21 protein-coding genes and 2 pseudogenes are annotated in these 26,355 nt (G+C 41.8%); 15 read left to right on the top strand and 8 right to left on the bottom strand.

The features are described from left to right. The first annotated feature begins 120 nt into the window (after positions 1–120). The 4 genes from HYD28_15645 (at position 121) to HYD28_15630 (ending at position 3,477) form a co-directional block, all read left to right on the top strand. The gene (locus HYD28_15645) at positions 121–828 is read left to right on the top strand and encodes a DUF2982 domain-containing protein (protein QLE10272.1); all 708 of its coding nucleotides are present in this window, start codon (positions 121–123) and stop codon (positions 826–828) included. 33 nt (positions 829–861) lie between these two features. Continuing rightward, a complete protein-coding gene (locus tag HYD28_15640) occupies positions 862–1,194 on the top strand; it encodes a hypothetical protein (protein QLE10271.1) in 333 nt (110 codons plus the stop codon). Positions 1,195–1,277: 83 nt separating this feature from the next. Further along, a complete protein-coding gene (locus tag HYD28_15635; protein ID QLE10270.1) occupies positions 1,278–2,954 on the top strand; it encodes a DUF1566 domain-containing protein in 1,677 nt (558 codons plus the stop codon). Between the two features lies 1 nt (position 2,955). Next, the gene (locus tag HYD28_15630) at positions 2,956–3,477 is read left to right on the top strand and encodes a DUF1566 domain-containing protein (protein QLE10269.1); all 522 of its coding nucleotides are present in this window, start codon (positions 2,956–2,958) and stop codon (positions 3,475–3,477) included. Here the strand turns inward: HYD28_15630 and HYD28_15625 are convergent. Beyond that, positions 3,465–4,574 carry a tRNA nucleotidyltransferase gene (locus HYD28_15625; GenBank protein ID QLE10268.1) on the bottom strand — a complete coding sequence of 370 codons (1,110 nt, stop codon included), beginning with the start codon at positions 4,572–4,574 and terminating at the stop codon, positions 3,465–3,467. The genes HYD28_15630 and HYD28_15625 overlap by 13 nt on opposite strands. A 125-nt stretch (positions 4,575–4,699) precedes the next feature. On the opposite strand from HYD28_15625, the gene HYD28_15620 reads away from it, so the two are divergent. Further along, positions 4,700–5,620: an AAA family ATPase gene (locus HYD28_15620; protein QLE10267.1), complete on the top strand. Its 921-nt coding sequence runs from the start codon at positions 4,700–4,702 to the stop codon at positions 5,618–5,620. A gap of 13 nt (positions 5,621–5,633) precedes the next feature. Beyond that, positions 5,634–6,689, top strand: coding sequence for a general secretion pathway protein GspB (locus tag HYD28_15615; GenBank protein ID QLE10266.1), 1,056 nt, complete (start codon positions 5,634–5,636; stop codon positions 6,687–6,689). Between the two features lie 16 nt (positions 6,690–6,705). On the opposite strand, the gene HYD28_15610 is transcribed toward HYD28_15615, so the two are convergent. Continuing rightward, positions 6,706–7,914, bottom strand: a complete 1,209-nt coding sequence (locus HYD28_15610) for an HD-GYP domain-containing protein (protein QLE10265.1) — start codon at positions 7,912–7,914, stop codon at positions 6,706–6,708. A 162-nt stretch (positions 7,915–8,076) separates the two neighbouring features. Further along, positions 8,077–11,880, bottom strand: coding sequence for a bifunctional proline dehydrogenase/L-glutamate gamma-semialdehyde dehydrogenase PutA (putA, locus tag HYD28_15605; protein ID QLE10264.1), 3,804 nt, complete (start codon positions 11,878–11,880; stop codon positions 8,077–8,079). Positions 11,881–12,047: 167 nt separating this feature from the next. Here putA and HYD28_15600 point away from each other — a divergent pair, with 167 nt between their 5' ends. Continuing rightward, positions 12,048–12,530 carry a winged helix-turn-helix transcriptional regulator gene (locus tag HYD28_15600; protein ID QLE10263.1) on the top strand — a complete coding sequence of 161 codons (483 nt, stop codon included), beginning with the start codon at positions 12,048–12,050 and terminating at the stop codon, positions 12,528–12,530. A gap of 44 nt (positions 12,531–12,574) precedes the next feature. Here HYD28_15600 and HYD28_15595 read toward each other — a convergent pair whose 3' ends face one another. Then, the gene (locus tag HYD28_15595; GenBank protein QLE10262.1) at positions 12,575–13,174 is read right to left on the bottom strand and encodes a TIGR04211 family SH3 domain-containing protein; all 600 of its coding nucleotides are present in this window, start codon (positions 13,172–13,174) and stop codon (positions 12,575–12,577) included. A gap of 213 nt (positions 13,175–13,387) precedes the next feature. On the opposite strand from HYD28_15595, the gene HYD28_15590 reads away from it, so the two are divergent. The 4 genes from HYD28_15590 (at position 13,388) to HYD28_15575 (ending at position 18,059) form a co-directional block, all read left to right on the top strand. After that, complete coding sequence (locus tag HYD28_15590; protein QLE10261.1) at positions 13,388–14,908, top strand: CYTH and CHAD domain-containing protein; 1,521 nt, start codon at positions 13,388–13,390, stop codon at positions 14,906–14,908. A 4-nt stretch (positions 14,909–14,912) separates the two neighbouring features. Further along, on the top strand, positions 14,913–15,566 hold the full coding sequence (locus HYD28_15585; protein ID QLE10260.1) for a hypothetical protein: 654 nt from the start codon (positions 14,913–14,915) through the stop codon (positions 15,564–15,566). A 98-nt stretch (positions 15,567–15,664) separates the two neighbouring features. Continuing rightward, a complete protein-coding gene (locus tag HYD28_15580) occupies positions 15,665–17,647 on the top strand; it encodes a sulfatase-like hydrolase/transferase (GenBank protein QLE10259.1) in 1,983 nt (660 codons plus the stop codon). 7 nt (positions 17,648–17,654) lie between these two features. Then, complete coding sequence (locus HYD28_15575) at positions 17,655–18,059, top strand: diacylglycerol kinase (GenBank protein QLE10258.1); 405 nt, start codon at positions 17,655–17,657, stop codon at positions 18,057–18,059. Between the two features lie 59 nt (positions 18,060–18,118). Here the strand turns inward: HYD28_15575 and HYD28_15570 are convergent, their stop codons facing one another. Continuing rightward, a complete protein-coding gene (locus HYD28_15570; GenBank protein QLE10257.1) occupies positions 18,119–19,270 on the bottom strand; it encodes a methionine adenosyltransferase in 1,152 nt (383 codons plus the stop codon). Positions 19,271–19,536: 266 nt separating this feature from the next. Here HYD28_15570 and tkt point away from each other — a divergent pair, with 266 nt between their 5' ends. After that, positions 19,537–21,528 carry a transketolase gene (gene tkt, locus HYD28_15565; protein QLE10256.1) on the top strand — a complete coding sequence of 664 codons (1,992 nt, stop codon included), beginning with the start codon at positions 19,537–19,539 and terminating at the stop codon, positions 21,526–21,528. Positions 21,529–21,760: 232 nt separating this feature from the next. Here the strand turns inward: tkt and HYD28_15560 are convergent. Beyond that, positions 21,761–22,060: pseudogene (locus HYD28_15560) on the bottom strand (type II toxin-antitoxin system RelE/ParE family toxin). Continuing rightward, positions 22,057–22,299, bottom strand: a complete 243-nt coding sequence (locus HYD28_15555) for a type II toxin-antitoxin system ParD family antitoxin (protein QLE10255.1) — start codon at positions 22,297–22,299, stop codon at positions 22,057–22,059. Before HYD28_15555 ends, HYD28_15560 begins: the two are co-directional and overlap by 4 nt. Positions 22,300–22,564: 265 nt before the next feature. Here HYD28_15555 and HYD28_15550 point away from each other — a divergent pair, with 265 nt between their 5' ends. The 3 genes and pseudogenes from HYD28_15550 to HYD28_15540 all read left to right on the top strand — a co-directional run bounded on the left by HYD28_15550 (position 22,565) and on the right by HYD28_15540 (position 25,130). Next, positions 22,565–22,876 carry a pyrimidine/purine nucleoside phosphorylase gene (locus tag HYD28_15550; GenBank protein QLE10254.1) on the top strand — a complete coding sequence of 104 codons (312 nt, stop codon included), beginning with the start codon at positions 22,565–22,567 and terminating at the stop codon, positions 22,874–22,876. 182 nt (positions 22,877–23,058) lie between these two features. Beyond that, the gene (raiA, locus tag HYD28_15545; GenBank protein QLE10253.1) at positions 23,059–23,415 is read left to right on the top strand and encodes a ribosome-associated translation inhibitor RaiA; all 357 of its coding nucleotides are present in this window, start codon (positions 23,059–23,061) and stop codon (positions 23,413–23,415) included. 466 nt (positions 23,416–23,881) lie between these two features. Next, positions 23,882–25,130: pseudogene (locus HYD28_15540) on the top strand (divalent metal cation transporter). Positions 25,131–25,166: 36 nt separating this feature from the next. Here HYD28_15540 and HYD28_15535 read toward each other — a convergent pair. Then, positions 25,167–26,354 carry a VWA domain-containing protein gene (locus HYD28_15535; protein QLE10252.1) on the bottom strand — a complete coding sequence of 396 codons (1,188 nt, stop codon included), beginning with the start codon at positions 26,352–26,354 and terminating at the stop codon, positions 25,167–25,169. Position 26,355 lies beyond the last annotated feature (1 nt).

Here is a 26,355-nt window from a genome sequence, read left to right as displayed (position 1 = left end):
TTTATTGTGACTAAAAGAGAGGTTTTAGTATGGGTAAAGAACCAAAGTGTAATTATTGTTTAACGCTTAGAAAGATAGTTTTGGTCACAATTGTGATGTTTATTTTTTACTTTTCAGTATATGGATAAGAAACTTCCTGCACTCAAAGTGCGTGCTCAAGCATCTCGCCATGGCAGCGAGTTTTTAATTGTTGGCGGTATTGGGTTAATCATTATTATGTTGGTTAACTTATTGAGGCCTGGTGAAATTAGCATTGTTGAGATTTTTTTAGCAACAACCTGTATTGCCGCAATTTTTATTGGCTTTTTAAAAACTCAAGAACCATACTTTAGCCTAACATTTACTCAGAATTTACTTATTTATCATCACAAAATTGGGAATTGGCAGCTAAATCGTGCTAATTTTCATCATAGTGGTATACCAAAAGTGGAACAAGGCTTAGAATACCTTGAGTTAAACGCAGTTGGTATTAAACTCAATAACATAGATGAATTTTTAACTCAGATTTCCCCGAGAATTGCTGGACGATTACTGATAGAGCAACGTCATTTATTTATGCAAGTCATTCAAAAATATTGCAAAAATGGTGATTGCCCATCAGAATGGTTAATAGAAGAGACGGACTACACTGCCCCTAGTGGTCAGCTTTACAAAGGATTGATTGCCATGTTTGCTAATCGTACGCAGCATTTAAGGCAATTAACAGGATACGATTTATTGTTGCCAGCCAATGTTCTTGATGTTGATATTTGGCAATTTAGTGCTGATTTAAATCGTTGGAAACTGAATCCTAATGAGTTTATTGAGGCGCGTTTACAGAAAAAGTAAGCAGTTAGGTGCAGTAAGTAGCAGGATAAGACTATGAGTCAAGAACGTTCTTTTATTAAAAGCGGTCGAAACACAATAATACACAAAGATAAAAAACTCGACTTAGTGGTTGTGAATGGTGAGAATCACCCACGCATTAAAGTTACTCAAAATGGTTTAGAGCCGTTTAAAGACGACCTGCCAAAAAACCGTCGTGAAGCCAAAGAGCGCTACTTAGAGATGGTGTATGTAGCAAGCCCTGATGTATTTGCAGAAGAAAAACGTTTGTTGTTTATCCAAGCCCTCGATGGCAGAGAATACAAAGTCGATTACAGTAAAGTAGGTACAAAGCTTTTCGTTCGTATCCATCAAGAAAGTTATTTATAAACCCGAGTCTGGCACTTTAATTGCTTGTTATTAGCTTATTTGGCAGTCGGCCATGACCGACTTTGCATTTTAAGGTGGTAAACATGAGATTAGTGCCTCTTACCCTAGTTGCATTAACGACATTAACAGCCTGTGGCGGCGGTGGTGGTTCGAGTGATTCGAATCCAGTCGCAGCAACAGTTAATGCAGGCTCAGATCAGCAAATTATTGAAAAAAGTGAATTTACTGTCTCTGCCAAAGGCTCTCCAGCAGATGGCACTTTTACCTGGGAGCGAGTCAGTGGCCCAGCAGTAGAAGGTTTTCCAGCTGAAGGCGCAGAACAAACCATTACCGCTCCTGATATTAAACTCGACTCTGAACTTGTTTTAAAAGTAAATTATCAAACTGATGGGCAACTTGTTTCCGATCAAGTTAGTATTTTTATTACCTCTAATAATCAACTGCCTGTTGCAGTGATTACTCAAACCGCGCCAGAAGAGTTACCATCACAATACAATGATGTGATTACATTAAGTGGCGAAGAGTCTGCTGATATCGATGAAAATGGTTCGGTTGATAGCTACTTATGGACTCAACTTGATGGTCCTGAATTAACGGCTGATAGTTACGACAAGCAAACCATTAGTTTCACTCACCCACTACTTGAATCAAATACAGCGATGACTTGGCGCTTGACTGTAACTGACGATGAAGGTGGTTCAGCAAGTACTGAAGCGTCGTTTACATTAAATAAAACGGTTGAAGTAATTATTGCTGATGCGGGCGTTGATCAACAAGTTATTGAGTTTGATACCGTGACGCTTGATGCTAGCAATAGTGAAATCGTGACGGCAACAAAATCATGTTTTTGGCAGCAATTAACAGGCGAAACAGTGACTTTGGCAAACCAGAACCAATGTATCACAACTTTCGTCGCTCCTGATGTTGATACCGATTCAGAGCTGAGCTTTGAAGTTACCGTGACAGATAGTAAATCACGTAGCGACACGGATATTGTGATTATAGATATAAGTCCAAAACCTCTGGGTTTAATTAATGATACCGGCATGAGTGATTGCTACAACAACTCACAAAAAATTAATTGTGACAGCGAAGACTTTCCAAGCCAAGATGCTGATATAGGTCGTGACAGCGTCGCAAATCAACTCGATAAAGTTGGTCAGGGTGACTTGGCGTTTGATTTTACGAAAATGAATGAATTTGCCGATGAACTACCTGATGATGCTACTCGCTTTAGCTGCGTACGCGATAACGTGACAGGGCTAATATGGGAAGTGAAAGAAGCAAGTTCAACATTGCCACCGTCAACCACCGAGCGTGCTGGATCAAATCATTATACTTGGTATCTAAATGGTTCAACTGGAGTGCAAACTGGCAGTGTGCAAGGGGCTGCGGGCTCTTCATGCCCAAGTACTAGTAACTGTGGCTTGCAAACTTATATTGATGATGTAAATAGCCGCGACTTTTGCGGTGGTACAAACTGGCGTGTGCCCACTTACACTGAATTATTAGGGCTATTAGATTATGCCAAACAAGGTGAGTCTACGTTACTTAATACAGACTTTTTCCCTAATCAGCCTAGTGATACTCAGCTAAGTACTAGTAGCAGTTCGTTTATGCCATATTGGACCTCACAAACAGCGGCAGATGGTACAAGTCTATCGCAGGCCTATATTATTGATATGAGTAGTGCTAATGATTTAGCGTACCCCAAAAATAACACCGCCTTTGTGCGCTTAGTCAGAACGCCGGGAGAGTAATATGCGAAAGTTACCTTTAATTACCGCACTTACCGTTATTGCTTTGCAATCGGGTTATGTCGCAGCGCAAGTATGTTATAACGCCGTCACAGAGACCACCCCTGATAGCCGTTTTGTGATTAACGAAGATGGTACAGTCAGCGACAGCGCAACGGGCCTTATGTGGCAACGTTGTACATTTGGTCAAAGCTATAATAGTGAAACGGATACCTGTGAAGGGACCAGCCAGCAACTTACCTGGGGTGAGGCACTGCGCGGGGCTGAAAATGCAACCTTTGCTGATTACAGCGATTGGCATGTGCCAAATGTTAAGGAGTTAGCAAGCATTTTAGAGCACAGTTGTGTGCAGCCTAGTATTAACGAAACGGCGTTTTTATCAACTAAGCTGCAAAACTATTGGAGTAGCACTTCAGGGATCAGTCGCACTGATCTTGCTTGGGTGTATCAATTTGATAAAGGCATAAATAGCCTTCATGCAAAAACATCTGATGTTTATTTGCGTTTGGTGCGCTACGAAAAGTAATTTTTAATAACCTCTAACCGCGCTTGCTCAAGCGCGGTTTTTATTTCTGCCCCTTTAATACCTTGCGCAATAAACTGCTGCGGATTAACTGCACGCGCTTGCGCTGCTGCTTTTATTATTGACTCATAGCAGGCAACTGACTGTTGATGACTAACCTCTAAAACCTTTAATACCTGTTCAAAGCGTTCTGGGCGACGCCATAAATCAAGTTGATTAAAGCTGCTAAAAATAGCCTCGCTAGTCGGTTTTTCTGCGCTTAACGTTGTTTGATGTATTTGACTAAATAGCGCTAAATCACGTACTTCATTAGGTAAGCGTATGCTAGTTGCAATGGTCTTTATCTCGTCACTTGAAAGCGATAAGGTGACTTGACTGAATAACACTGCAATGTCATTAATTTGCAGTTTATTAGCATAGGCAAAGCGTGCTTGTAGCGTGTTGTAAAGCTCATCGCACCACTTTTCTTCAAGCTCCGCGCTTACGACATGCAGACCGCCAATACTAGCAAGCACATTTAGAAACTCGCTAAATGCACCGTCACTGAGAGACTTTTCGCACTCTAACCACACTCGTTCAGCGGTGAGAGTGTTAAGTTCACCCGCCTTCACCATATCAATTAAAAGAGCTTTGGTTTCTGGAGCAATAGTGAAACCTAGGTAATGATAACGAGCGGCAAAACGGGCTACCCGTAATATTCTCAATGGATCTTCACTAAAGGCATCAGAAACATGACGAAGTAAGCGATTTTCTAAGTCTTGTTGGCCAGAAAAAGGGTCAATTAAGCTGCCATCTTCAGCTTGTGCAATGGCATTTACAGTGAGATCTCGGCGAATTAAGTCTTGCTCTAGTGTCACATCCGGCGCGAAATCACAAATAAAGCCGTTATAGCCTTGGCCTTGTTTTCGCTCGGTGCGAGCTAGCGCGTATTCTTCTTTACTTTGAGGATGTAAAAATACCGGGAAGTCTTTACCAACTTGTTGATAGCCTTGACTAATAAGTTGCTCAGGCGTTGCGCCAACCACCACATAGTCACGCTCTTTAATGTCACGACCAAGTAGGGCATCTCTGACTGCGCCACCGACTAAATAAACCTGCATAAAACACCTCTAATTTTGCCTTTTGGCTATTTTACGTTATTTAACCAATAAAATGTAAACAAGGTTTTAAGTAGCGAGGTTTTTTGCCATTATAGACCGTGATTTTAAACGCAAGGAATAACACGGTGTATTTAAGCTATTTTGGCTTGTCAGAAAAACCCTTTTCAATTGCCCCAAATCCTGAGTATTTATTTATTAGTGAGCGTCATAAAGAGGCATTAGCACACCTTACCTACGGATTAGGTGAAGCGGGTGGCTTCGTTTTATTAACAGGTGAAGTCGGTACAGGTAAAACAACACTAACGAGAAGCCTGCAAGAGCAGCTACCTGAAAATACTCAAGTAGCACAAATTCATAACCCTGCTTTGTCACAGCTTGAACTGCTTGCCAGTATTTGTGATGAATTGAATATCGACTATGACAGCACTAATGCGACCTTAAAGACTCTCACTGATGTAATCAAAAAACACCTTGAGGCAAATAATCAAGCAGGCGGCCATACCATCTTAATTATTGATGAAGCACAACTACTCGCGCCAGATGTGTTAGAACAGTTGCGGCTGTTAACCAATATCGAAACAGATCATAAGAAGCTGCTGCAAATTGTGTTAGTAGGGCAACCGGAGCTTCAAGAGCTACTAAAACGCACTGAATTAAGACAACTTGCTCAGCGAATCACTGCGCGTTATCACTTATTGCCACTAACTGAAGGGCAAGTGTTTGCCTATGTTAAGCATCGTTTGTTTAAAGCGGGGACAGAACAAGCTTTATTCTCGGGTGATGCATTAAAAGCGATTTATCAAGTTACTCAAGGCGTTCCAAGGTTAATCAATTTACTGTGTGAGCGTTGCCTAGTCGGCGCGTTTTCTCAACAAAAACTGAGTATTGACAGTGAGCTTGTGATGCGCTCTGCCGCCGAAGCACTACCGCCAACCAGCACTCCTGTTGCTGCAGTAGAAAATAAAGAGCCGAGTTATGTTTGGCTTTATCCAGTTTCATTTTTAGCCGTATTAGGGATGGGTATTGGTTTATCCTACCTAATATAACGAGTTTACATTTATGTCATTATTATTAGATGCAATTAAACAGTCTGGTCAGCACGAACAAACCGCGGTTGATCACGATCAAGCTGCACTAGCGCTCAAACAACAGCAAGAACTTAAACGTTATCGTCGATTAGCTTTTTTATTTGGCCTATTACTAGCGGCAATATTAACGCTTATGGCTGGATTTTCGATTGGTAAATGGTTACAGAAAACTAAACCATTTGCCGAGCAGCCAAAGGTCGTTAATAACAACAATGAAGTGACCGAAAGCACCTCGACTGAGATTAAGACAAGCCCTGAAAACGAACAGCCTGCTAAACAAGAGCAAGTAGCACAAATTCAACCTCAGCAAGCTACAAATAATGCAGGACAAGCAGCTGCGATTCAGCAAGGTCAAGTAATGCAACAAGCAGCGGTACAGCAACAAATGATGCAGCAAGTTCCGGTGCAAGGTCAGCAATATCAATGGGTGCAAGTGCCAGTTAATTCAGCTCCTGTGTACGCCAATCAAGGCTATCAAGTACAACCTCAGTACCAGCAACCGGTATACCAAAATCAGCCTGCGTATCAATCACAGCCACAGTTCTCGCAACCAATGCAGCAAATTAATCCTCAACAAATGAGTAGTAACGGTGTCGATTTAAGTAAATATAAGGTGCTTGGTAAACCACTCGGTAGTCAGCCAGTTCAACCTGTTTCTACATCATCAGCCAATGATGAGTTAAGAGATGTGCCAGATACATTGAAAGACGCTTTTGCTAAGGCTGTTGAAGATGTTGACAGCAAACGTAGTGTCGATATTACTCGAAGTACTAAAAACACGTCCTATGCAGAGCCTATTGAACTCTTGCCAGATGCATTACAAAGCCTTATTCCAACAATTAAATACCAAGCACACATCTATGCTTCAGAAACGTCTAAGCGTTGGATAAAGCTTAATGGCCGAGAGTTATATGAAGGAGATAACATCGGCGTTTTATCTGTGGTGGAAATCACCCCAGAGCAAACTTTATTAAGCTACGATGGTTATGAGTTTACATTAAAAGCATTACAAGACTGGCCTGAGTAGCCAGTCTTACTAAGGGCTAAGGTAAAATAGAGTTCTTAAAGAAGCGGATCAGATCGATATTAAAGTCAGTCGGTCTGACAGCTGCTTCTAAGCTATCGTGACAGCGGCTGTTTGCTAAATCGATATCTTGTACTTCGGTATAGTGTGCATGTTTGGCATTATAAAAAACCTTTACAGAGGGCTTTAATGGGCTGGTAGGGTTACTACGTGTTACCACTCCTAATTTTTGGCTTTCAAGTTTTACCAAGGTGCCAACAGGGTGAATACCGATACACTGTATAAATTTGGTTACTAGGTCTCCATCAAAGCTATCTGGGCAGCCATCTTTAAGTATCTTAAACGCCTTTATTGGCTCCATACCAGCTTTATAGACCCGCTCAGCGGTTAATGCATCATAGACATCAACAATCGATGCCATTCGCACATACAAGCTTATCTCATCAGCGCTTTTACCAAATGGGTAGCCACTGCCATCTAGGCGCTCATGGTGGAAGCCAGCTATATCAACAGCAATCCCGCTCAAGCCTGCTTGCTCTAAAATCTCTTTACTAAAGCGAGCATGATCTTGAATGGTTTTATATTCGTCATCTGTTAACTTGCCTGGCTTATTGAGAATTTCATCCGGAATATTAATTTTGCCGATGTCGTGCAGTAATGCACCTGTGGCAATTTCTTGGATTATCGATCTTTCTATCCCTAAATGTTTGGCAAAAATACTCATTAAAATTGTTACGTTGATTGAATGCTCAAGTAGATAAGCATCTTTCTCACGCATACGAGTGATACAGGCGAGGGCGTCTTGATTACGAAAAACCGAATCAATAAAACCGTTTGCTAGGTCTTTAAAAGGAGCTATATCAATTTTATTACCATCACGTATATCGTCAAAGGCTTTGTTTTGTAATGACTTTGCTTCGTTATATAAGCTATTTGCCTTACTCATTTCTGCCGACACACTATGAGTGGTGTGCCAGGGATCAAAAGCAGTGGTGTCGTCAGCAGGTTGTGGATTATTTTGCTGCTCAACCACTTTATTCTCACTGTCTAAAGTCAGTGTTTTGTTTGGGTCGATAGCTATTTCTAATATGCCAGCCTTGATCAGCTTGTCTATGCTTCCCTGTGTTTTTACCCAACCTTGGTTTTTAATACGGATCTTGCCAGTCTGTTTCGTTACACTTTGGACAAACATGCCCGGCTTAAGTTGATTGATAGGGAGTGTTTTCAAGGCCTTTACTTCTAATCGAGTTCAATACTATAAAACTAGCAGAAAATCTGTATCTCGGTAAACAAGAATAATGAAAAGGTATCTTTAAAAATCAAAAAGCCCTCGCAATTGCGAGGGCTTTTATTTAGCTCAGGAGGGGTTAATTTCCTTTAATCAATACGATTACTCGTCGTCTTCAACCAATGTCATTAGTGATGTGTTACCACCAGATGCGGTTGTATCAACACTAATTGTTTTCTCAGTTAATAAACGCTTGATTAGCGTGTCGTAGTACTCTGAGCTGATCACTGGCAGAATCGCACCTTTACGCTGTGCTAGCTGCTGGCTGAAGTAGCCTAAACGTGATGAGCGTGCAGCTACAACAGCACCAGCAAGGTGAGGATGTGCTAAAATTGCTTGTAACTGATTAGGTTTAGCAACTTGGAATACACCCTCAGCAATACCTGTTGAAATAAACTTATCTCTAAATGCAACTGCTTCATCAAAGAATAACTCAGAAGCAACCGTGATTACTGTGTTACCAGCAGCTAATGCTGTGATAATTGAAATTGCCCAGAAGTTAAACGATGTGCTCTTGTCGGCATAACAAACTACACAACCACGAGGCTCTAAGTGCAGCGTATTAGACTCACCCGTTGGCCCAGGCAACACAGTGTGTTTACGCATGTGTTTTTCAAGACGGTTAAGCTGTGCACGTGCATCAGCTAAGGTTAACGCTAAGTCATCAGCAAGTTCATCAATGATTTCAACAGTCGCTACTTTTGCAAGTAATTGACGAACAGCAGAAACTCGGTCGTTAAGTGGTGTTGCACGCCAGATTTTTTCATCACGTAATGAGTTATCCATCAGCTTAGCAACTTGCTCAGCAGCACCTGAGTAGTGGTGAGTATCTAACTCATCAGGTGTTAGATTTGTCATTTGTACGTTATCTGGTGATGCTTTTTCTTTCACAAGACGTTGTAAGTAGTTAGGGCCACCGGCTTTAGGGCCTGTACCAGATAAACCACGGCCACCGAAAGGTTGTACGCCAACAATCGCACCGATCATATTACGGTTGATGTAAACGTTACCTGCACGTGACATTTTCGCTAAGTACTCGCAGCGCTCTTCGATACGTGAGTGCACACCCATGGTTAAGCCAAAGCCAGTGCCATTGATTTGATCTATCACATTATCAAGCTCTGTGCCTTTGAAGCGGATGATATGTACACACGGGCCAAAAACTTCGCGTTTAAGCACCGATAAATCTTTGATCTCGTATAAACGAGGTGCAAAGAAATAAGCACCGTTTTCGCTGTTATCAGGAATTGCACATTCATAGTGAAGTGTTGCATTACCTTTTAAGTACTCAACGTGGTCAGTTAAGTTTTTAAGTGCTTTTTCGTCGATAACAGGACCGATATCCGTTGAAAGTAATGAAGGGTCGCCAACGTGAAGCTCTTTTAAAGCGCCTTTAAGCATCTCAATGATGCCATCAGCAACATCTTCTTGTAAGAATAATACACGTAGTGCAGAACAGCGTTGACCAGCACTTTGGAAACCTGAACTGATCACATCATCAACAACTTGTTCTGGTAGAGCTGTTGAGTCAACGATCATACAGTTTTGACCACCGGTTTCAGCGATAAGCGGTACTTGAATATCGTTACGCGCAGCAAGTGTTTGCGAAATGAGAGTCCCTGTTTCTGTAGAACCTGTGAACATAACAGCTTGAATTCGCTCATCAGGAACGATAGTTTTACCTACTTCGCTACCACGAGCAATAACAGGTTGTACAACATGCTCTGGTAAACCTACAGATAGCATAAGTTCAATGGTACGAAGAGCAATTAGGCTGGTTTGCTCAGCAGGTTTAGCAATAACTGTGTTACCAGTTACGATTGCTGCGGCAACTTGACCTAAGAAGATTGCAAGCGGGAAGTTCCATGGGCTGATACATAAGATCACACCACGCGCTTCAAAGCGTTCATCTTCTGATAGTTCCTCAGCGCGTGCTGCGTAGTAGCGGCAGAAATCCACTGCTTCACGAACTTCATCGATACCATCTTGGGTAATTTTACCTGCTTCTTTAATACAAATAGCGACAAGTTCATCGTGGTGACGCTCTAGGATATCAGCAACGCGGCGTAGTAAGTTTGCGCGCTCTTTAACAGGTGTCTGTGACCATGATTCAAATGCTTTCTCTGCATTTTCTAAAAGTGCAGTCATCTCTTCTGATGATTGTAATTTCACATGACCAATGATTTCTTTATGGTTTGCAGGGTTCTTCACAGGGATAGAACCTTCAGGCACATCGCTTAATTCAATACGATGCTCTTCAAACCACGTATCAAGGTTTTCTTTAAATGGTGTGATTACATTGATGTCAGTCAAGTCCATGCCTTTTGAGTTAGCACGTTCTTCACCATATAAATCAATTGGCATTTTAATTTGCGTATTGTATTTATTACGTAAACCTTGCAGCGTTTCGACAGGATCAGGTAATAGTGATTCAACAGGCTTTGTGGTATCAACTATCGCATTTACGAATGATGAATTAGCACCGTTTTCTAATAAACGACGTACTAAGTACGCAAGTAAGTCTTCGTGCTGACCAACTGGTGCGTAAACACGACATTGAATTTTTTCTTTCTCAACGATTTGATCAAATAATGACTCGCCCATACCGTGCAAGCGTTGGAACTCAAAACCTTCGTTGTCGCCTTTCGCGACTTCTAAAATTGTTGCTGCAGTATATGCGTTGTGAGTAGCAAATTGCGGATACAGAACATCACGAGCTTCAAGTAGTTTGATAGCACACGCTTTGTAAGAAACGTCAGTGGTCGCTTTACGTGTGAATACAGGGTAGTGATCTAAACCATCTTGCTGAGTCGTTTTGATTTCGGTATCCCAGTATGCGCCTTTTACAAGGCGAACCATTAATTTACGACCAACGCGACGAGCAAGTTCTGCAACCCACTCAACCACAAAAATAGCGCGTTTTTGATATGCTTGAACTGCTAAACCAAAGCCGTTCCAGTTACCTAAATCGTCATCGCTAAATACTGCTTCAATCACATCTAGTGAGATATCTAAACGGTCAGCTTCTTCAGCATCAACAGTAAAGCCGATATCGTAGCTTTTCGCTGCAAGCGCAAGCTCTTTTAATTTAGGTACGATTTCAGCGATAACACGCTCGCGATGAGTGAATTCATAGCGCGGGTGAATTGCAGATATCTTAACTGAGATACCCGGGCTTTTGATTGGACCACGGCCATTTGCCGCTTTACCAATTGCGTGGATAGCAGTCATATAGCTTTGGAAGTAACGCTCAGCATCTTTCATGGTGCGCGCGCCTTCACCTAGCATATCGTATGAATATACGTAGCCTTTTTGCTCTTTATCCGCTGCACGTTCAATTGCTTCGTCAATAGTACGACCCATAACGAATTGCTTACCCATGATCTTCATCGCGAAGTTCACAGATTTACGAATAACAGGCTCACCTAGACGACCTATTGTTTTCTTAAGCACACCGAACTGTTGCTCTTTCGATTTGTCGCTGTAATTAACCATTTTACCGGTTACTAACAGACCCCAAGATGAGGCGTTTACAAATAAAGAATCGCTGCTACCTAAATGAGAGCTCCAGTCACCTTTAGCAAGTTTGTCACGAATTAGTGACTCTTGCGTCGCTTTATCTGGAACGCGTAATAGTGCTTCTGCAAGACACATTAAAACAACGCCTTCTTCACTTGAAAGTGAAAACTCATTTAATAGTGCATCTACACCGCTTTGACCATCCTGATCGCGACGGATATTTAAAACCATTTGACGAGCACGTTCCCACGCTCGGCTACGCGCTTTCACGCCTACTTCAGCCAAAGGCAAAATGTGATCAATAACCGCATTTTCGTCAATACGGTAGAAATCACGGATCTTTTGTCTAATTGGACATTCAGTTGTCAAATCGCCATTAAATAGCATATGTAACCCTCTGGTGTGTGGAGTCTAAAAAATGAACTAATTGCATTTCTTACCATTGATATAATTCGTGCATTCTAATTAAAATCCAGCAGAATATGCTGGTTAAATTTTTCGATTTACGATAATTTACAGGGCATACCGTTAACTTAGCCGCATAAAATTCTGTTATGACCAGTCCGAATAGATTACGCATGTTAGATCGCATCGATTTAGCAATTTTAGACGCTCTGCAAAAAAATGGCAGAATATCGAACGTAAACCTCGCAAAACAGGTAAACCTGAGCCCAAGCCCGTGTCTAGACCGTGTAAAACGTTTAGAGCAAGAAGGCTACATCGAAGGCTACTACGCAAAGCTTAGCGAAGGTAAACTTAACCAGAGCTTGTTAGCGCACGTGCAAGTATCCTTGGTGACATCTAATACATCTGTTTTTAAAGTGTTTCGCGAGTATATTTTAAATATTCCTCAAGTCGTTGAATGTGACATGGTTGCTGGTGGCTATGACTATTTATTAAAAGTGCGAGTCTCAGATATGGATGAATACCGCCAAGTGCTTGGAGATTTAGTTGATATTCCGGGGGTTGGTACACATCATACTTATATGGTTATCGAAAAAATTAAACAAGATACCGGACTTAGATTCGATATATAGATACAAAAAAAGCACCAATAGGTGCTTTTTTGCAGTTTTACCGGTTATGCCCAGCCGTCATAGCGTTTACGGCGAGATAACACTACAGTTAGGATAATGCCTAACAGTAAACCAATAAATGCAATGGCACCGCCATAAGTTAATAGCTGGCGTTTCTCTTTAGCACTTGCGGTTTGTTTTGCATTACGCTCAGACTCGATGGTGTTCTTAAGGGTTTCGATTTGCTTGCTAAGTGCTAGGTTTTGATCTGTCAGTGCTCTATTTTGTTCTTGTAATTGCGGCAGCTCAATCTCTGCTTGACGAAGTTGCTCTTGCATTAACGTCATATCATTATTTAGGGCTTGAAATTGTTGTTGGATACCTGCATTTTCGGTTACGAATTTTGCTTCTACCCAGCCTTCACGATCTTTATCATCACGAATTTTAAAGTAACCATTATCTTCATCCGATAACAACATAACTTGTGTACCTGCATCGACTGAGCCCAGTATACGGTAGTTTTTGCTTGGACCAGAGTGCATAAAGGTGTACAGGTTATCGACTATATAGGCGGTGTTTTGGCTGTCGCTGCTTGGCGCTTCTTCTGCGTAACTAATAAAAGAGGTGGCCGCAAGGAGCAACCCAAAAATACACTGTTTTAACATCAATCTACCTTGTTAATGTGATCTTGCCTAGAAGTGGCTAAATTTATAATTTCTTTAAGTATAGAGATAGTAGGGATTTCAACTATCAATAGCAAGGCTGATATTGTAATCCGTGATTAGACTTGGTCGCAAAAATCAGGAAAAAATTTGCATTAAGTAGCTGCTTTGTTTATTTTGAGCACTTATTTATTTTAAATGTACTCCGCAAAACGAATGGATACTGAGATAGAACTGAAGTTTTTGGTGTCAGATGCCGTTGTTCCACTGATCCCCGCATTAATTACCCAATTTGCAAAAACCGTTACTAATAAACCGTCGCGAAGCTTACAAAATGCTTATTACGATACGCCAAGCCGAGAATTACGTGCTTTAGATATTGGCCTACGTACTCGTTGTTGCGATAGTGATTGTGAGCAAACCATCAAACTTGCCGGCGAAGTGGTTGGTGGTCTTCATCAGCGCCCTGAATACAACTTGCCACTCACAGGTAATCGCCCTGATTTACTTGCTTTTGATGCCGCTATTTGGCCGCATGGAATGCAAGTGTCTGCCATTGCTGAGAATCTATACCCAATTTTTAGTACAAATTTCATTCGCCGTACATGGTTACTCGAAACCGAAAATGGTGCAAAAATTGAAGTGGTGTTAGATAAAGGTGAAGTTGCTGCATCGGGTCAGGTTGAGCCAATTTCTGAACTTGAAATCGAACTTATCGAAGGTAGCCGCAATGAACTGTTTGCATTAGCGGATAAATTAGTTAGTGAGAGTCATGTTCGCTTAGGTCTTTATTCTAAAGCTGCACGTGGTTATGGGCTTGCCGATGACAAGCCATTAAAAGCAAGTAAATCAATCGGCTTTGTGCCGTTAAAACGTGATGCTACGCAAGAGCAAGCATTAATCGAAAGTATCAACTACGCGATTCGTTTTGTACAAAAACATGAAGCGTGTTACTTCATTAAACCGAGTTTAAAAACGCTTAAGCGTGTGACCGACGGTATTCGTTTAATTCGTCATACATTTTGGCTTTTTGACGACATTGTTAGCAAAGACGACACTGAATCATTGCGCACTGAGTTAAAGTGGTTATTAAGTGAATTAGCTTGGGTTGAAAATGCAATTCAGCTAAAAACGTACACCTCAAAGCGCCATGCATACTACAAAAAAATCAACAGTGCGCCAGAGCTCACACAGGTTATTAATGACTTAAAAGAACTACAGCCAAGCATTGACGATATTGAAACACTATTCCATAGCACCCGGTACAACCGCTTGCTATTACAGCTAACGACGTGGTTAATTGAAAAGCAATGGCGCAAATCATGGGGGCAAGCTGAGTTTCAGGCTGCGGAAAAACCGGTTGCCGATATTGCTAAGCGTTTATTTGCTAAAGATTGGCACGACATGCACGAGCTCATTCCTGATCAGCAAGTGTTTACAGATAAAGATTATTTGGCACTGCGCACGCGTCTTGAAAACTCATTACTTAGCGGCAACTGCTTAGGGGCTTTGTTCGATAGAGAGGATCGAAATGAGTTTCGTATGCCGTGGGTCGATATCTCGCATGGTATTTATGAATTAAGTACCCTTGAGTACTTAAAGCAATTATGTGCAGGACAAGACGACTTAGAGCTGACAAAAATTCAATCATGGCTTGATCAAAAGTCTGAATTTTTAGTGAGTGCAATGGAGCAAAGTCGCCACGCTTCATTTAATACAGACCCTTACTGGCTGTAAATCAATGCGCTTTGGCCTATGGATTGGGTTAGCATGGTTGAGTTTATCGGCATTTGCTAATCCTATCGAATGGAAAACTTACAAACAGCAAGACGATATTAAAGTTAGCTATAAAAAACACGACTCTGGCATTGTAGAAATTAATGCCTCTGTGCTGGTTAAAAATGCCAAAGCAAGTGACTTTATGGCGTTGTTAAGTGATACCGACAATGCACCAAATTGGCTTGAAAATGTAAAAAGCGTGACTTTAATGGAGCGCTTAAGCCCCTCGGAAACGCTTGTTTACACCCATTTTAATTCGCCTTGGCCGGTGTCAGACCGAGATTTAGTGAGTTACTCTTGTTATCATGCTTTGGATGAACACAAAACAGAGTTACAAATCAAAAGCCAACCGTATGCAAAAGCCGAAGTTGCAGGCATTGTGCGTATTAAAGACCTTACCGCTTATTGGCGTTTAGAAGAGCAACAAAGCAATTTGTTGGTACGCCATCAAGCCTATGCAGATCCAAGTGGCTCAATTCCCCGCTGGTTAAGTAATAAAGTGTCGTTAAAAAGCGTCTATAAAACTCTAGAAGCACTCCGAGAACAATTAGCTAATAATCAATTTTCTCGTATCAAATCACCCAGCCGTATCGGTTCATGCCCTCATTTTGAGTAGTAATACAAAAATATTACATATAATTACAATAGATTGATTGAATTCGTTCCTTTTTTAAGTACACTCTGTTTCGTTTTTATTACAGGGATATTGTATTTATGGAACTTAAGCCGTTTGCTACAAGTCGGTGGTATGCCTTTGTTGAGGAAAATACTCGGTTGGCAATGTTATGGCTAGCTGGTGTCACTTTATTTATGGCATTTAGAGTGTTTTTCTTATTCTATTTTTATGACCATCTTAGTAGTCCTTTAACACTCGATACATTTGCAACGACATTAAAAGCAGGCTTTGCCTTTGATTCTGCTGCTGCTGGTGTTTGCTTAGCAATTCCATTTATTTTTAACTGTTTCTTACAACCAATTCGAAAATCGCATTGGGTTGCTAGTGTTCGTCATTACAGTGCTCAGATATATCTTAGTTTAAGCGTGTTACTATGTGTTGTTAGTGTGACCTACATAGCTGAGTATGGTAGTCAGTTTAATTACTTCATGTTTGAAGGGCTGCATGACGATCAGGCCGCAATTCTCAAGACAGTCGCTATGCAATATAAACCATGGGGTAGTGTCATTACATTATGTGTTTTATTGTATTTTTCATTTAACATTTGCAATTGGATTAATCGGCATCAGCTTCATGTGCTGAGTAATTTGTTTACGGATTGTAAAGTCAAGCGCACAGTGCTTGTTATAATCATGGTTGTTTTAACAATTTGTGCTGTAAGAGGGTCTTTTGAATCTCGCCCTGCAATGCGCAAATGGTCTGCAGTGACACCAGATCCTTTCGCCAATAACTTAGTCATAAATCCGTTGAGAAGCTTTATATACGCAATCAGAGATTATAATGAACTTCAGAGTCATGGCGCTAACTCCAAGAATCCTTATTTAGCTAATGATCAATCTATTAGCGAACCGCTAATTAATTTAAAGCATACTACAACTGGCGTACTTACTACGCAGCCATCGAGAATATTTCTTATCATAATGGAAAGTTATGATTCGTGGCCATTGCAAGAAAAGTATTTTGGGCTAGGTCTTACAACACAGTTACAAAAACTGGCTGAAAAAGGTTTGTATTTCCCAGATGCATTGCCTGCAGCGAGTAGCACAATGAACTCGCTTTCAAGCATCTTATCCGGCATTCCTTATGCAGGCGTTAATATGAGCAAGATTGGCCCACAAAAACCAGCTAGTCCAATGTCGTTATTCGAGCAATTGGAACAGCAAGGCTATCGCAGCCAGTTTTTTTATGGGGGGTTATTGTCTTGGCAGAATATTGGGACATACGCAAAATCACAAGGTGTTGATAGATTATATTCAGCAGCAGACATGGGAGGTAAAGGTTCAGCAGGTGTGTGGGGTATAGATGATCAACAACTATTCGAACTGGTTGCTAATAAAGCGAAAGAAAATACCTTTAATGTTGTAATGACAACCAGTTATCACGGGCCTTTTAATTTAAATTTAAAACAGTATGGCTACCCCTTGGAGTCTATTGATGATTACCCTTCAGCATTACGATGGTTAAACTCAGAACTTTTGTCGCCCTATACACTTGGCCACCTTTGGTATGCGGACCATATGCTTGGAGAGTTTGTTGATAAGATGGAGTCGCAATACCCTGATGCACTTTTTGTTATTACTGGCGATCATTACAGCCGTCGTTACATTCATGACCAGCCTAATTTATATGAACTCACTCATGTACCCATTGTTTTTTATGGTCAAGCTATACAGCAACTAAAGGCAGAACCGCAGCTGGCCAGCCATATGGATATTGCTCCTACTATTTTGAATTTGGTGGCAAAGCCAAATAGTGCATTCTATAGCGTTGGTAAATCACTATTATCACCAACAACAGACCGGACAATTTTTGGCTTTCAGACAGCTCGCAAAGGACAACAATTATGGCGAGGTGACTTTTCGGGGATTTATGAATATCATTTGATCAACGAAAAGCAGCGATATGATGTGCGTTACAACAAACAAAGCACACCTTTTGCAAAAATAGATAACGCAACATTCAACGCATATAACCAATATATGGGCATAGCGTGGCACTTGTTGCTAAAAGGCGAGCAGTAGGAAAAGCATGAAAGAACCAAAAATTCCCTTGGTTAATAAGCCAAATGGTATTGGTATTGGACGCATTTTTAAAGCAACTAAATGTTCAGTTAAAGGATTTAAAGCGGCATTTAAAGAAGAGTCCGCATTTCGCTCTGAAATCTACCTAGGGGTGTGTTTATTACCTTTATCAGTCGTGCTTGCACAGTCGTTGAATCATTGGTTAGTGCTGTTTATTCCTTACTTATTACTATTAATCGTCGAGTTACTTAACTCGTCAATAGAAGCACTGACTGACCGAGTAGGGATTGAGTATCATGTATTATCAGGGCGTGCTAAAGATATGGCTTCAGCGGCAGTGACATTGGCGTTGCTAATTCTAGCCTTAGTCTGGGGTGTGGCAGTTTACGAAAAAATTATAAGTTATCTTTAAATCAGATAAGCCAGAAATAAAAAAAAGCGCCGAAGCGCTTTTTTATTTTATCTAACCTATTACAGACCAGCTGCTGCGCGAAGTGCGTCTGCTTTGTCTGTGCGCTCCCAAGGGAACTCTTCACGACCGAAGTGACCGTAAGCCGCAGTCGGTTGATAGATAGGACGCTCAAGATCAAGCATATGGATTAAGCCGTAAGGGCGAAGATCGAAGTGCTCACGTACTAATTCGATTAGACGCGCTTCTTCTAATTTACCTGTACCAAATGTCTCGATACTGATTGATGTTGGCTCTGCAACACCGATAGCGTAAGAAACTTGTAGCTCACATTTATCAGCAAGGCCAGCAGCAACCACGTTTTTAGCAACGTAACGTGCAGCGTATGCAGCGCTGCGGTCAACTTTTGATGGATCTTTACCAGAGAATGCACCACCACCGTGACGAGCCATACCACCGTATGTATCAACGATGATTTTACGACCTGTAAGACCACAGTCACCCATTGGGCCACCGATTACGAAACGGCCAGTTGGGTTGATGAAGAACTTAGTTGCGCTTGAGATAAGCTCAGCAGGAAGAACCGGTTTAATGATAGTTTCCATTACCGCTTCAACTAAGTCGTTTTGTGAGATTGAATCACAGTGTTGAGTTGAAAGAACAACTGCATCAATGCCAACAGGCTTGCCATTTTCGTATGCAAACGTTACTTGAGATTTTGCATCTGGGCGTAACCAGTTAAGCTCACCGCTTTTACGAACTTCAGCTTGACGCTGAACTAGACGGTGTGAATAAGTGATTGGTGCAGGCATTAAAACGTCAGTTTCGTTACATGCATAACCGAACATTAGACCTTGGTCACCAGCACCTTGCTCTTCAGGACGAGCACGGTCAACACCTTGGTTGATGTCTGGAGATTGCTTACCGATAGTGTTTAGGATTGCACAAGAGTCAGCATCGAAACCCATGTCAGAGTGCGTGTAACCGATTTCACGTACTGTTTTACGTGTGATTTCTTCGATATCAACCCAAGCGCTAGTTGTGATTTCACCACCAACCATCACCATACCAGTTTTAACGTAAGTCTCACATGCAACACGGGCATGAGAATCTTGCTCTAAGATAGCATCTAGAACCGCGTCAGAGATTTGGTCCGCGATTTTATCCGGATGACCTTCAGAAACAGATTCAGAAGTAAATAAATGTTTTGCCATTGTATTTCTGCTCACAAATATTGCGCTTCACAAACGTCGGTAATAGCGCTAAAAAATTAAGGGGCGTATTTTATCTAAAACAAATATGTTTGCATAGTAATTTTACGCCTAGACGTCCATTTAAAATTACTAATAACGTATTGTTCTTAATAAACGCCCATAATTGGTGCATTTAATGCGGATTTTTAATTGCACTGTACCCTTACAATAAGTAAGAATGGGGCTTCATAAACAACCAGCGCAAATACATAAAGGTAGGAGAATTCATGCCATCACGCAAAGAACTTGCAAATGCTATTCGCGTCTTATCAATGGACGCAGTACAACAGGCCAAATCTGGCCACCCTGGCGCCCCTATGGGCATGGCAGATATCGCGGAAGTACTATGGCGCGATTATCTAAAGCACAACCCTACGAATCCAGAGTGGGCAGACCGCGATCGATTTATTCTTTCAAATGGTCACGGTTCAATGCTGATCTATTCTCTACTGCACTTAAGTGGCTATGACTTACCACTAGAAGAAATTAAAAACTTCCGTCAAATGCACTCAAAAACACCAGGTCACCCAGAGTATGGTTACGCTCCTGGTATTGAGACTACTACGGGCCCATTAGGTCAAGGGATCACAAATGCAGTGGGCATGGCAATCGCCGAAAAAGCGCTAGCTGCACAGTTTAACCGTGAAGGCCACGATATTGTTGATCACTTCACGTACGCATTCATGGGCGATGGCTGCTTAATGGAAGGTATTTCTCACGAAGCCTGTTCATTGGCGGGTACATTAGGCCTAGGTAAACTAGTTGCGTTTTGGGATGACAATGGCATCTCAATTGATGGTGAAGTAGAAGGTTGGTTCAGCGATGACACACCAGCACGCTTCAAAGCATACGGCTGGCACGTAGTAAGCGATGTAGATGGGCATAACCCAGATGCAATTCGCGCCGCAATCGAAGAAGCTCGCAGCATTACTGATAAGCCATCACTCATTTGTTGTAAAACAGTGATTGGTTACGGTTCACCTAACAAATCAGGTAGCCATGACTGTCACGGTGCACCTCTAGGCGAAGACGAAATTAAAGCATCTCGTGAGTTCCTAGGTTGGACTGGCGATGCATTTGAGATCCCTGCTGATATCTACAGCGAGTGGGATGGCAAAGAAAAAGGTAAGCAACTAGAAGCAAGCTGGGACGAAAAATTTGCCGCTTACGCAAGCGCATACCCTGAACTTGCTGCTGAGTTTAAACGCCGTACAAATGGTGAGTTACCAGCTGATTGGGCTGAAAAGTCACAAGCTTACATCGAAGAGTTACAAGCAAACCCAGCAAACCCAGCAACTCGTAAAGCATCACAAAATGCATTAAACGCGTTTGGTCCATTATTACCAGAATTCATGGGTGGCTCTGCTGACCTTGCTGGTTCAAACTTAACACTTTGGGATGGTTCAAAAGGCTTAGAAGCAAACGATGCAAGCGGTAACTATATTTTCTACGGTGTACGTGAATTTGGTATGTCAGCGATTATGAATGGTATTGCACTGCACAAAGGCTTTATCCCTTACGGCGCTACTTTCTTAATGTTCATGGAATACGCTCGTAACGCAGTACGTATGGCGGCATTAATGAAGCAGCCGAGCATCTTCGTATACACGCATGATTCAATTGGTTTAGGTGAAGATGGTCCAACGCACCAACCAGTAGAGCAAATTGCTAGCATGCGTTTAACGCCAAACTTAGTGAACTGGCGCCCATGTGACCAAGTTGAGTCTGCAATTGCGTGGCAACAAGCTATTGAACGTAAAGATGGCCCAACGTCACTGATTTTCACTCGCCAAGGCCTTGAGCAACAAACGCGAACTGCACAGCAGTTAGCTGATGTGAAAAAAGGTGGTTACGTACTTAGCTGTGACGGTGAGCCAGAACTTATCCTTATCGCAACGGGCTCTGAAGTACAGCTTGCACAAGATGCCGCTGCAGAACTTCGTTCACAAGGTAAAAAAGTACGCGTGGTATCTATGCCTTCAACTGATCTATTTGATGAGCAAGACGCTGCATATAAAGAAAGCGTACTACCAGCAAGCGTAACACGCCGCGTAGCAATCGAAGCGGGCATCGCAGACTACTGGTACAAATACGTAGGCCTAAATGGCGCAGTAGTAGGTATGACAACATTCGGTGAGTCAGCACCGGCAGGCGAACTATTCAAGCACTTTGGTTTCACTGTTGAAAACATCGTAAACAAAGCAAACGCTTTGTTCTAAGCTTTAGCCGCTAAAATTTAAAAGCCCGCCCTGTATAACCACAGCGCGGGCTTTTTTATGGCGATTTAAAGAGCAGAGTGAAACCTAACGGTTTTAGCTCTCAGCTTTCAGCCGTCAGCTTTAAAAATTCCTCACCGTAGGCGTGAAATTTATTTGGCGGGAAAAGTCATGTTTCTAAGTTAAATACCAGAAGTCAGATTTGAGTTTGCTACTTTCGCCTTTTAAATGAAGGCTATGCGCCAAAAATTGGATTCACATCCATACTTTTGTGGAGAATACGGATAATCTCAATATTTTGACTGCCGATTTGACGATAAAAGATTACGTGGCTTCCTTGTGGAAATTTTCTGTAGCTATCGCGAATTTCGTCACAGTCTTTATCAATTTCAGGGTTTTCGGCTAATAGCCAGAATATGTCATCAAACTGTTTTAGATAAATATTTCGCTGTTTACGACCCCTGCGTCGAGATGTAAACAAGGCTGCATCTTTTAAATCAGATTTTGCCTTGTTAGTTAACTAAAATGGCCTCATTTTATTTCATTTTTATCTAATTCATTGATAAACGAATCAAGGTCATAATCCGCAACTCCACTATTTTCACCTTCAATAAGTAATTGGCGTAAAGTGTTCATTTTCGTTTTTTGGCTTTCAAGTAAACGTAAAGCGGCGCGTATGACTTCACTTGCTGAGCCATAGCGACCGCTTTGGAGTTGATTAGCAATAAAACTGTCAAAATGGTCACCCAAAGTAATGCTAGTGTTTTTAGCCATGATATAGCCCTTAATACCAATAGATACCTAAATATGGTATCGGTTTGAGCTTGGATGCAAGGCGCGTTACAAAGCGTTAAAGCCATATTCTTTGAGGTTCCATTAAAACGATCCATTCAGATACTCGCGCTAAAGCCTGTCCTACAACAATTGTACGATCTTACAGCTAATCCGGCTTGATTATTTCTCACCCAGCCCTACTTGAATACTAAACCGACAACTGGCAATGTCTATACGTTAATAACAAAACATCTCAGGAGTAAGTATGACTCAGTTTGACAGTGTAAGTGTTGTAAAAAAAGCGAATGTCTATTTTGATGGAAAAGTTTCGAGCCGTGTTGTGCTATTTGCCGATGGTAGCACTAAAACATTGGGCTTTATGCAGCCAGGAGAATTTGAGTTCGGCACAAATCAAAAAGAGCACATGGAGCTGCTAGCGGGAGAGTGGCAAGTATTACTGCCTGGCGAAACACAGTGGCAAACCATGAAGGCGGGAGATTCATTTAATGTAGACGCGAACGTTACCTTCCGCGTCAAGGTAACTGATTTCGCAGATTATTGTTGCTCGTACACTTAATGAGCAGATGTTAACCTCTCTGAACAGCCCGTGTGGTGCGGGCTTTTGCATACTTTATCCGCAACGCATGATCTAAATCATCAGTGGTTACAATCAATTACTAATTATCTGCAATTTTCGCTTGTGTTAATTCAATTCGCCCCCAATACTAACTGTGAGGTAACAATAAAAAAGGATACCCTATGAAGATTAATATTTCTGGTCATCATGTTGACGTTACTGACTCTGTAAGAGAGCACATCAACGAGAAGTTCTCGAAAATTGCAAGCCATTTTCCATCACTAATATCTCTTGATATTATTCTTTCAAAAGAACATCACAAACATCAAGCTGAGATCAGCACAACCTATGAAGGCGCAAGTTTATCAGTAAAAGCTGAGGATGATGTGATGTACCCAGCAATTGCAAGTGCCGCAAAAAAACTAGATGCATCACTTAAGCATCGTAAAGGGCAAATGAAAGCCAAACTACACGAAAAGCCGGTCAGTACTACACCGGAAATTGCCCACGAAATCATTCAGGAAATGAATCTGAGCTAATTATAATTCGCCAGTCCAAGTGACTAGCCTTAAAACTTAACCTAAAAAAGCCAACCGTTGCGAAACGCTTGGCTTTTTTAGTTTTATTATTCAGCCTTCAGCCGTCACTCAGGTTGAAATTCAAAAAGTTAGCGAGTTACTAGGGGAAAGAGTAAAGTTTGCGAGATACGAGACGTAGGAGGCGTTTTAACGCCGAACAAAAATGGAGATATTAGATATCAGTCGTTAGAAGTCAGATTAAAAAAACCAACGAGTAGCGAGTTACTTGACACAAGTGGTAGGTAGTCTAGTGTTGCTAACTTGCTAACTTGCTAACTTGCTAACTTGCTAACTTGCTAACTTGCTAACTTGCTAACTTGCTAACTTGCTAACTTGCTAACTTGCTAACTTGCTAACTTGCTCTGCTTCCAATCTCACCTAAAACGCTGTAAGTTGCTTGTAACTAAGAATAAAACACACAAAGCGTATGCAATCAGCAGTATCAAATTGGCAATCTAAATTAAATGCTCTAGGGCCGGGTATTTTAATGGCTACAGCCGCCATTGGTGGCTCACATCTAGTAGCATCAACACAAGCAGGGTCGTTATTCGGCTGGCAGCTATTTTGGCTAATCATTGTAGTAAACGTATTGAAGTACCCATTCTTTCGATTTGGCATGGAGTACACACTCGCGACTAAGCAAAGTTTAGTTGAGGGCTATAAGCAAAAAGGGCCTGGGTATTTCTATAGTTTTATTGCGCTTAATATTGTTGCCGCTGTGGTGAACACTGCAGGGGTTTTATTATTAACGGCTAGCCTGCTGCACTACGCATTACCTATTACTATTTCTGTAACCTTATTATGCTGGCTGATTTTGGCTGTATGTTTGCTTATTTTGTTATTGGGGCACTTTAAAGCGCTCGATAATGTTTCTAAGCTAATTATGGGGCTGCTAACGGTTACAACAGTAGCTGCGTTGATAGTAGCGATTAATAATGGCGTTATGAATAATGGAACAGCGGCGTCTGTTGACTATGTGGGCCCGTCGCCTTATGAACTTGCCATGCTTGGCTTTATGGTTGCTTTGATGGGCTGGATGCCTGCACCTATCGAAATATCAGCAATTAGCTCACTGTGGCTAAAAGAAAAGCAGCAGCAACAAGCGGTGACAAAACAACAAGGCTTGTTTGATTTTAATTTGGGTTACTGGCTTACCGCAGCACTGGCGCTCGTGTTTTTCTCACTAGGTGTATTAGTGCAATATGGCCAAGCACAAGCTGTGCAATTAGGTGGCGTGGCCTTTGCTAAGCAGCTAATTGATATGTATGCCCTCACTATGGGCGAGTGGGCAAGGCCGCTGGTTTCGGGTATCGCTTTTTTATGTATGTTTGGTACTACGCTAACAGTGCTTGACGGCTACGCCAGAACATTAAATGAGTCGCATAAACTGCTATCGATTAAACAATCTAAACATAGTTTAAATATGTGGTTATTACTGCAAGCATTTGCTGGCATGGCAGTGATTTTATTTTTTAAATCAGCCCTTGGGCCAATGCTTACTTTTGCAATGACCCTCGCTTTTGTAACGACTCCCGTATTTGCATGGCTGAACTTTAGTTTAGTGCGCTCAGAAACCTAGCATTCATCACTCACCCTTATTACGTACCCTAAGCTGGCTGGGTTTGCTTTATTTAGTTGGCTTTGCACTGGTGTTTTTGGTTTGGAAGGTAATGTAAAGGGAGCTATCAGCTTTCAGCCGTCAGCTGACGGCTCTAACTCAACTCCCTAATGGCATTACTAATCCCGTCTAGCGTGAGTGGGTACATGCGGTTGTCCATTAGCTGCTTTATAAAATCAATCGATTGATAATAGCGCCAGTGTTCAACAGGTTGTGGGTTGAGCCAAGCGACTTTATCAAAGTGATTAGTTATGCGATTTAGCCAGGCACTGCCAGGCTCTTCATTCCAATGTTCTACGCTGCCACCGGGGTAGGCTATTTCGTAGGGCCCCATAGTGGCATCGCCAACAAAGATCACCTTGTAGTCGCTGGTGAACTTGTTAATCAAGGTCATGGTATCAATCACATTTGAGTGGCGACGTTCGTTGTCTTGCCAAACATGTTCATATAAACAGTTGTGAAAATAGTAAAACTCAAGGTGTTTAAACTCGCTGTGTGCAGCGCTAAATAACTCTTCACAGGTATGAATGTAATCATCCATTGAACCGCCGATATCAAACAGCATCAATACTTTTACTGCATTGTGGCGCTCTGGAGCCATTTTTACATCTAGCATACCGCCTTGCTTTGCCGTTGCGCGGATAGTTTCGGTTAGATCGAGTGTATCGCTGGCACCAGTGCGGGCAAATTTACGCAGTTTTTTAAGAGCAAGTTTAATGGTGCGAGAACCTATTTCACGGTCGCTATCAAGGTTTCGGTAGCTGCGTTTATCCCATACTTTCACTGCACGGCGATGTCGATTACCGTCTTGACCTATTCGCACACCTTCTGGGTTATAACCATAGGCGCCAAATGGCGAAGTGCCACCAGTACCCACCCACTTATTACCCCCAGCATGGCGCTTTTGTTGCTCTTCAAGGCGTTGCTTGAGGGTTTCCATGAGTTTATCAAGGCCGCCCATGGCTTGTAATTGCGCTTTTTCTTCTTCGCTTAAATGCTTTTCAAACTCTTTACGCAGCCAATCATCAGGCAAGGCATGTTGTTGTTTTAAGCTTTCGAGAAGATCAAGGTCAGCGACTCCACTAAAGTAATCAGCAAAGGCTTTATCAAAACGGTCAAAATGGGTTTCATCTTTAACCATGATGGTACGCGCTAAGTAATAAAACGCGTCAACGTCTGCAAAAATAACCCCTTGCTTGAGCGCATTGATCAAATCAAGTAGCTCTCGCAAACTAACTGGTAAGCGGTATTCGCGAAGCTTAAAGAAAAACGCAATTAACATC

Source organism: Pseudoalteromonas shioyasakiensis, assembly GCA_013391845.1.
Classification (GTDB): domain Bacteria; phylum Pseudomonadota; class Gammaproteobacteria; order Enterobacterales; family Alteromonadaceae; genus Pseudoalteromonas; species Pseudoalteromonas apostichopi.
The sequence above is the reverse complement of the archived record's forward strand: the minus strand, read 5'-3'. Positions and strand labels throughout refer to the sequence as shown.

Excerpts from the sequence above, each read along its gene's own strand:
- HYD28_15555 (QLE10255.1), bottom strand. The coding sequence starts at position 22,299 with ATGGCTAAAAACACTAGCATTACTTTGGGTGACCATTTTGACAGTTTT.
- tkt (QLE10256.1), top strand. The coding sequence starts at position 19,537 with ATGCCATCACGCAAAGAACTTGCAAATGCTATTCGCGTCTTATCAATG.
- HYD28_15630 (QLE10269.1), top strand. The coding sequence starts at position 2,956 with ATGCGAAAGTTACCTTTAATTACCGCACTTACCGTTATTGCTTTGCAA.
- HYD28_15640 (QLE10271.1), top strand. The coding sequence starts at position 862 with ATGAGTCAAGAACGTTCTTTTATTAAAAGCGGTCGAAACACAATAATA.
- HYD28_15615 (QLE10266.1), top strand. The coding sequence starts at position 5,634 with ATGTCATTATTATTAGATGCAATTAAACAGTCTGGTCAGCACGAACAA.
- HYD28_15570 (QLE10257.1), bottom strand. The coding sequence starts at position 19,270 with ATGGCAAAACATTTATTTACTTCTGAATCTGTTTCTGAAGGTCATCCG.
- HYD28_15585 (QLE10260.1), top strand. The coding sequence starts at position 14,913 with ATGCGCTTTGGCCTATGGATTGGGTTAGCATGGTTGAGTTTATCGGCA.
- HYD28_15600 (QLE10263.1), top strand. The coding sequence starts at position 12,048 with ATGACCAGTCCGAATAGATTACGCATGTTAGATCGCATCGATTTAGCA.
- HYD28_15580 (QLE10259.1), top strand. The coding sequence starts at position 15,665 with ATGGAACTTAAGCCGTTTGCTACAAGTCGGTGGTATGCCTTTGTTGAG.
- HYD28_15645 (QLE10272.1), top strand. The coding sequence starts at position 121 with ATGGATAAGAAACTTCCTGCACTCAAAGTGCGTGCTCAAGCATCTCGC.
- HYD28_15625 (QLE10268.1), bottom strand. The coding sequence starts at position 4,574 with ATGCAGGTTTATTTAGTCGGTGGCGCAGTCAGAGATGCCCTACTTGGT.
- raiA (QLE10253.1), top strand. The coding sequence starts at position 23,059 with ATGAAGATTAATATTTCTGGTCATCATGTTGACGTTACTGACTCTGTA.
- HYD28_15535 (QLE10252.1), bottom strand. The coding sequence starts at position 26,354 with ATGTTAATTGCGTTTTTCTTTAAGCTTCGCGAATACCGCTTACCAGTT.
- HYD28_15550 (QLE10254.1), top strand. The coding sequence starts at position 22,565 with ATGACTCAGTTTGACAGTGTAAGTGTTGTAAAAAAAGCGAATGTCTAT.
- HYD28_15575 (QLE10258.1), top strand. The coding sequence starts at position 17,655 with ATGAAAGAACCAAAAATTCCCTTGGTTAATAAGCCAAATGGTATTGGT.
- HYD28_15590 (QLE10261.1), top strand. The coding sequence starts at position 13,388 with ATGGATACTGAGATAGAACTGAAGTTTTTGGTGTCAGATGCCGTTGTT.
- HYD28_15595 (QLE10262.1), bottom strand. The coding sequence starts at position 13,174 with ATGTTAAAACAGTGTATTTTTGGGTTGCTCCTTGCGGCCACCTCTTTT.
- HYD28_15635 (QLE10270.1), top strand. The coding sequence starts at position 1,278 with ATGAGATTAGTGCCTCTTACCCTAGTTGCATTAACGACATTAACAGCC.
- putA (QLE10264.1), bottom strand. The coding sequence starts at position 11,880 with ATGCTATTTAATGGCGATTTGACAACTGAATGTCCAATTAGACAAAAG.